Here is a 7,059-nt window from a genome sequence, read left to right as displayed (position 1 = left end):
GGACCAGGGTGTTGGTCGTGTCGGCGAGGTTGTTGATGTCGTGCGTCAGAACGTCGGCGTTCTTGTCCAGGAACGGGCGCACGGTGGTCAGCAGGCCGTCGAACTGTTGCACCGCGTTGGCCAGGTCACGATCGGAGCCAGTCAGGCTGTTGGTGAACTGAGCCAGGTTCTTGTTCAACGCGACGAACTTCTGGTCGTCGGCGTGCAGTGCGTTCACGAACAGCGCGAGACTGCGCACCACCGCGAAGAAGTCACCTCGCCCCTGGTTGAGCGCCGTCAGCGCTCGCGACAGGTCGTTGAAGGTGGTGTTGATCTGCTTGCCCTTGCCGGCCAGGCCGTCGGCGTACGCCTCGATGACGTCCCCGAATGGGCCCTTGGGCTGCTCCTTCGTCGGCCCGAGCTTGGAGATGACGTTGGTGATGGTGTTGCGCAGCTCGTCCCATTCGGTGGGCACCTGGGTGCGCTCTTCCGGGATCACCGCGTTGTCGGCCAGCACCGGCCCGCCCTTGTAGGGCGGTTCCAGCTGGAGCAGCCGCGACGCCACCAGCGTCGGGTTGAGGATCACCGCCTGCGCATCAGCGGGCACCTTGTACTTGTTGGAGTAGTGGAAGGTGACCTTCATCTTGTCGCCGGCCGGCTCGATCTTGTCGATCGCGCCGACCTTCACGCCCATGATCTCGACCTTGTCCCCGTTGTACAGGGCGTTCGCGACCGGGAAATAGGCCACGACGGTGTTGGTTGTCAGCTTCTTGTAGAGCTGGATGCCAAGGAAACCCAGCACAAGTGCCGCCACGATCGCCAGCGAGCCGATGACGATCGAGGCCCGTGACAGCTTCGGCAGCCGGACGTTGCGGAAATCAAAGACGGTGCTCAATTCTGGTTACCTCCTTGCGCACCGCTGCCGCCGGCTCCACCTGTGTTGCCGATGTACGGTGCCGGCAGGTTATTGCCCGGCCCGGGTGGGGGCGGGGGCCCTGGGGGCACTGGTCCTGGTGGTGGTGCCGCAGCCGGATTCGCCGGAGCCGGGCCGGGTAGTGGTCCCAGCGGCTCGGTGCGCGCTCCCGGCGGGCCGGGTGCAATGGGAACGGGAGTGCCCGGCACATCGGGTTGCACCTGGCCCGGCAGCCCGGCGATCGGGATCCCCGGGGTCGGGGGCAGACCGGCAGGGTTCGGCGGCGAGGAGGCCACATCGGGAAGGGCCGGGTACGGCCCGTTCGGTCCGAATGGCCCCAGGTTCTGGTCGATACCCGCACACGGCATCGGGTTGCCGGGCCGCGGGAACAATTCCGGCGTCGGCGTGTACGAGCACGGCGATCCAGGCGCCACCGCCGGGTTCGGATGATCCGGGGTTCCTTCCAACGTTGTCGGCGAAGGCGGCGGCGCACCATTGGGGAAGCGGGTGCCGTTCGGGTCGGGGAACTTGAACGCCGGCAACCCGGCACTACGCCAGAAGTTCTCCGGGTCGATGCCGCGCTTCTTGAAGGCGGAGTCCACCCACGGCTGCAGGATCCAGTAGGGCAGCAGGTTGGTCAGCTGCACCTTGAAATATGGCCCCGACGCGACGGCTTCATTCAGGCCCGCCACGCTCTTGCCGAAGTTCTTGATCGTCAGCGCTAAATCGTCCTTACGCTTGTCCAGCAGGTCGCTGACGACGCGCAGCTGCTCCAAAACGTGGTTGAGGTTCGGGTTGTCGTTGATGAGGTTCTCCACCTGGGCCGAGAACGTCGAGACATTGCTCAGCAGCGCGCTGATCGCCCGGCTGCGCTCATTGAACGCGGCCAGCAGGTTGTTGGAGTTGACGAACAGCCGGTCGACCTGCTGGCTGCGATCACCCAAGATGCTGGCGATCTGGTTGGCCTGCGCGAGCAGATGAGTGATCTGCTCGTCGCGCTTGCCGATGGTGTCGGAGAACTTGGCCACCCCGTCCAGTGCTGCACTCAGGTGTGGGTAGGTCTGATCGATGGTCTGCGACAGCACATTCAACGATTGCTTGACGGTGTCGATGTTCCAGCCGGCGGCAGCCTTGGTGACGTCGAAGAACGCGTCGTAAATCTGGTACGGGGTGGTGCTCTGGCCCACCGGCAGTATCGCGCCTGGCCGCAACGTCTGGGTTCCCCGCGGCTCGATCTCGAGCACCTTCTTACCCAAAATGGTGTCGGTCTTGATCGCCAGCCGGCTCTCGGTGCCGATGGTGTTGCTTCCGGTGGAGAACTTCATCACGACGTGGTCGCCGTCGATGTTGATCGTCTCGACCTGGCCGACATCGACGCCGGCGATACGCACTTTGTCGCCTTTGTTCAGCTGCCCAGAATCGGTGAATTGTCCGTAGTAGCTGGGCTGCGCGAACAGCTGCGGGGTGCTGGTGAGAGTCTGACCGACACCGACGACCATCACCGTCACGATCAGGCCCATCAGGCCGATTCGCTTCCGGTTGGCGGGTTCCAGCGTCCTCATTACGGCGTGCACCTACCCGTCGGTTGCGACCAGATCTTGACCGTGCGGACCGGTCCACCCGCTTGCAGTCCGTTCGTCTTCAGCGTGAGGTCGCACAGGTAGAAGTTGACCCAGTCGCCGTAGTTGCCGGCGGCGTTCCCCACGATGTTCACCCCGATCGGCGTCCGGTGAATCTGGTCGTCGTAGAGGTCTTTCTGGTCGACGACGGTCTGCTGAATAGGCTCGAGGTAGTTCAGCGTCTTGTGCAGCAGAGCCCGGTTGTCGGCGAGCAGGTCGCCCACCGTCCCGGCGCCGTTGCTGATGTTCGCGATGCCTGCCGCGAACGGTTCGGCATGCTCGTTCAGGCCGCTGATCAGCTTTTCGAAATTGTCGACGGTCTGGTCGAAGTCTTTGCGGTGCTTGACCGTGGTGTCCAGCACGATGTTGAGGTTCTTGACCACCTCGCCGATCGCCTCGTCTCGCTCCGCGATGCGCGAGGTCAGCTGTGCGGTCTGATCGAGGATGTCGTTGATGGTGCCGCCCTGCCCCTGGAAGACGGTGATGATGGCCGTCGCGATGTTGTTGACCTTCTCCGGGTCGAGCGCCCGGAACAGCGGCTTGAAACCACCGATCAACGCATCCAGGTCCAGCGCCGGCTGGGTGTGCGAGAGCGGGATGAACCCGTGCGGCGGAAGCACCCGATCGGCGCCCTCGCCGTCGCCGCGCTTGAGCTCCAGGTAGCGGTCACCGATCAGGTTGAGGTAACGCACCTGAGCAGTCGTGGACTGGTAGAGCGGGACGGAGTGGTCGACGTCGAATTCGACCCGCACTCGATGGCCACCGTCGACCAGCTTGATGTTTTTGACCTTGCCGATCTCCACCCCGGAGGCCCGAACGAACTGGCCGTTGCGCAGCCCGCTGATGTTGTTGAACTCGGCGGTGTAGGTGGTGGTCCTGTCGAAGCGCATCTGGCCGAACACGACGACGATCAGCGCGGTGAAAAACAGCAGCACCAGCGAGACGATGCCGAGCTTGAAGAGGGTTCCGGTGATTTTCATGGGTTGATCGTGTGGTCTCCCACTTGGCGGCCCCAGACGTACTCGACTGCGTACGGGGAGCCGGTATCGACATGGTTGTACGGCGCGAGGCTGTTGCCGGTGTCCATGACCAGCGTCGGCGCGGGCCACAGCTCACGGGTGATGCTCTGCCAGCAACCCGGCGCGCCGCCCGGCCCGCCGTGCGCATTGATCCGTGGCAGGTTCTCCGGGTAGATGTACGGGTTGGGCGCCCCGCCGATCAGGCCGGTCAGCGCCGAGAGTCCCAGCGTGGCCGCCGTGATTCCCAGGCCCGGAAGACTGAGAGCCAGCCCCAGCCCGGAGAAGATTTCGGTCTCGGACCGCAGCGAATACGGGCTGGTGAACGCAGCAACCTTGGGCTCGGCGTCGTGCAAATTGCGCACGGTGCAGAACAACTCGGGGCTGTAGGTGTCCAGCATCTGGGTCGTCGGCACCAGGTCCTTGGCCCCGCGAGCCAGGTACGGCCCGCCGCGGTTGAAGATGTCCGCGCCGGTGGCGCCGAAGCCCGCCGCGGCCAGCAGCGCCCGGTCCAAATCTTTTTCCTGCGCGTGAATCGTATGGGCCGTGGTTGACGCATTGTTGAGGAAATTGATCAGATCCGGGGCGGCGTCGGCGTAGGTGTCGCCCAGCGTGGCCAACTGCTGAATGTCGTGGCGGATGATCGGCATCCGCGGATTGACTTCGTCGAGCGCGGCACTGCCGTTGATGATCGACTGCCCGAATTTGTCGCCCAACCCACTCAACGCCTGCGCCGCCGCGCTCAGAGTCAGGTTGACCTTGACCGGGTCCACCTTCTCGGCGATCTGCGTGATGGTCTGGAACAGCGTGTTGATCTCCGTCGTCACCGACCGGGCGTCGATCACGTTCGACGGCGTAATCCGTTGCGGCAGAGGGTTTTCCGGCGCTGTCATCGACACGTACTTCTCACCGAACACCGTGGTGGCCACGATCCGGGCGTCCACGTTGGCCGGGATCAGGTGCAGATACTTGGGGTAGACGTCCAAGCTGAACTTGACCGCGGGCTTGCCGTCCCGTTCGATCTCGTCGACCTTGTCCACCCGTCCGATCTGCACCCCGTTGTAGGTGACCTTCGAGCCGGGGTCCATCACCAAACCGGCCCGGTCGGACAGCATGGTCAGCTTGGTCTTCTCGGTGAAGTCCCCGTTGTACTGAAGGAACACCAACCACAGCACGAGCGCCGCGATCAGGAAAACGATGACACCGGCCACCCGGAACGGCTGGAACGGCGCTTTGTTGATCTTCCCTCGTGGACTCGTCATGGCCCGCCTACACAGTGAAGTTGAAGTTGGGATTGACGCCGTAGAGCGCCATTTCGGCACACAGGATGACGATGGGGTTCGCAACCAACGAGAAGCGCATCGAGCGGCCGACCGCCTCGCCCACCCCGACGGGACCGCCGCTGGCGTTATAGCCGTAGTAGCAGTGCGACAACATCACGACGGCGGCAATGATGATGACTTCCACGAACGACCAGAACACGTCGTCGGGGCGCAAGAACGTACGGAAGTAGTGCTCGTAAGTACCAGATGTCTGTCCATACAAGACGGTCGTAACGATCTGCGGCGAAAGGAACGACAGGATCAGACCCACCGAGTAGAGCGGGATGATCACGACCAGTCCGGCCAGCATGCGGGTCGACACCAGGTATGCCGTCGACTTGACGCCCATCACCTCGAGCGCGTCGATCTCCTCGCTGATCCGCATGGCGCCGAGCTCGGCCGTGGCGCCGGCGCCGACGGTGGCCGCCAGGGCGATGCCCGTGACGATGGGCGCGACGAGACGGACGTTGATGAAGGCGGCGACGAACCCGAGCAGGGTCTCAATACCGATGTGGCCCAACGACGCCAAACCCTGGATCGCGACCAGCGAACCGGCCGACATCGTCACGAAGCCGATGATCACCGCGGTACCACCGATCACGGCCATCGCGCCGGTACCCATGCCGACCTCTGCGATCAGCCGCAGAATCTCCTTGCGATAGCGGGCAAGCGCCCACACCATGTCGCGGACACCGATGATCGCGAACCAACCGATCTTGCCGGCCTCGTCGAGCGGTCGGGTCGCGGACTCGCCGTACTTGCGGAGCGTGGAGGACGCCCGTGGGAAGCGGCCGCGCAATATCTGGACGGTCGACATGTCACATCCCCGTTCCGAAGCGCACACCGATGGTGGTCAGCACCACATTGACCGCGAACAGCGCCACCACGCACAGCACCACAGTCTCGTTCACGGCGGTGCCCAGCCCCTTGGAACCACCCTTCACCGTAAGGCCGCGGTAACAGCCGACCAGTCCTGCGATGAGCCCGAAGGACAGTGCCTTGACGGTCGCGATGACGACTTCGGGCAGCCCGGTGACGAGGGTCAGCGTGGCCAGGTAGGCGCCGGCCGACACGTTCTGCATGTAGACGCCGAACAGGAAACCGCCGACCAGGCCGACCATACTGACCAAGGCGTTGAGCAGCATTCCGCACAGGGCGCAGGCCAGTACACGCGGAACCACCAGCCGGTGGATGGGGTCGATGCCAAGCACTTCCATCGCGTCGATCTCTTCGCGGATGGTGCGCGCACCGAGGTCTGCGCAGATGGCCGTCGAGACCGCGCCGGCGATCACCAGCACGGTGTTGATCGGGCCGATCTGGGTGATGACGGCGATACCCGCGCCGGCGCCCGAGATGTCGGCGGCGCCGACCTGGATCAACAGGATGTTGAAGGTGAAGATGAAAAGCGCCGTCACCGGCACCGACACCGCCATCGTCGGCAGCAGTGCCACCCGCAGGATGAACCAGCACTGCAGGATGAACTCTTTCCACTGAAATGGAAAGCGGAACAACGCTTTTCCGGTCAGCACGCACATCCGGAAAAAGCCGCCGACGAGAACCAGTGGCGGGCCTAGTTGGTCACGGACGTAATCAGTGACCCGAGGCTGCGTCGTTGTCACTGGCACCCCTTCCCGCCGCGACCCTGCGACTTGCGAGGGAGGTGCGAAAAGTTTCGCACCGCCCCTCCTTGCCCCGTCCCTAGGTGTGTGATCTCCGTCTCCCTACTGGTTGGTAGTAAGGCGGACCACAGGACTGTACCCGATGGGATCGTGGGCTTGCATGGCATCCGCGTTATTGGCCTTTCGTCAATTTGACCTGCGTGTTCTTCGTTATGTCAGGTTCATCCGATCTACCCTGGATCCGTTGACGCTGAGGCGCTTTGAGGCCCAGCCGAAGCCCCGTAACGCGTCCGCAATTCGGTCTTCAGCACCTTGCCCGAGGGGTTGCGCGGCAGCGCGTCGACGATCTCCAGGCCCTTCGGGTGCTTGTAGCGCGCGAGCCGCTCGCCGAGGAACTCGTCGAGGTCCTCGATGCTTAGATTTTGCGGCCGACCGGCCGCGACGGCCGCGACCGCGATCGGCACTTCACCCCACTTCTCATGTGGACGTCCGATTACCGCGACTTCGACGATCTCCGGGTGACTGGCGAGGACGTTCTCCACCTCCGCGCAGTAGATGTTCTCGCCGCCGGAGATGATCATGTCTTTCTTT

General features: G+C 63.8%; 7 protein-coding genes. All 7 read right to left on the bottom strand.

All coding sequences use genetic code 11. The features are described 5' to 3' along the window. A partial coding sequence (locus WAN02_RS13795; protein ID WP_422264756.1) for a virulence factor Mce family protein occupies positions 1-874 on the bottom strand: 874 nt, incomplete at its 3' end. Beyond that, positions 871-2,454, bottom strand: coding sequence for an MCE family protein (locus WAN02_RS13790; protein WP_422264755.1), 1,584 nt, complete (start codon positions 2,452-2,454; stop codon positions 871-873). The genes WAN02_RS13795 and WAN02_RS13790, both read right to left, overlap by 4 nt. Further along, positions 2,454-3,491: a virulence factor Mce family protein gene (locus WAN02_RS13785; RefSeq protein ID WP_422264754.1), complete on the bottom strand. Its 1,038-nt coding sequence runs from the start codon at positions 3,489-3,491 to the stop codon at positions 2,454-2,456. The genes WAN02_RS13790 and WAN02_RS13785 overlap by 1 nt, the downstream gene beginning before the upstream one ends. Then, entirely contained in the window at positions 3,488-4,789 is a 1,302-nt protein-coding gene (locus WAN02_RS13780) for an MCE family protein (protein ID WP_422264753.1), read from the bottom strand. Before WAN02_RS13780 ends, WAN02_RS13785 begins: the two co-directional genes overlap by 4 nt. A gap of 7 nt (positions 4,790-4,796) precedes the next feature. Beyond that, positions 4,797-5,666 (bottom strand): ABC transporter permease, encoded by an 870-nt coding sequence (locus tag WAN02_RS13775; RefSeq protein ID WP_422264752.1) that lies wholly within the window; start codon positions 5,664-5,666, stop codon positions 4,797-4,799. Position 5,667: 1 nt separating this feature from the next. Continuing rightward, positions 5,668-6,384, bottom strand: a complete 717-nt coding sequence (locus tag WAN02_RS13770; protein WP_422264757.1) for an MlaE family ABC transporter permease — start codon at positions 6,382-6,384, stop codon at positions 5,668-5,670. A 314-nt stretch (positions 6,385-6,698) separates the two neighbouring features. Next, positions 6,699-7,059 (bottom strand): AMP-binding enzyme (locus WAN02_RS13765; RefSeq protein ID WP_422264751.1); only part of this gene is annotated, 361 nt, incomplete at its 5' end.

The sequence above is a fragment of the Mycobacterium sp. genome (genome assembly GCF_049281135.1).
Classification (GTDB): Bacteria; Actinomycetota; Actinomycetes; order Mycobacteriales; family Mycobacteriaceae; genus Mycobacterium.
Note: the sequence above shows the minus strand (reverse complement) of the source record. Positions and strands in the feature narration are given on the sequence as shown.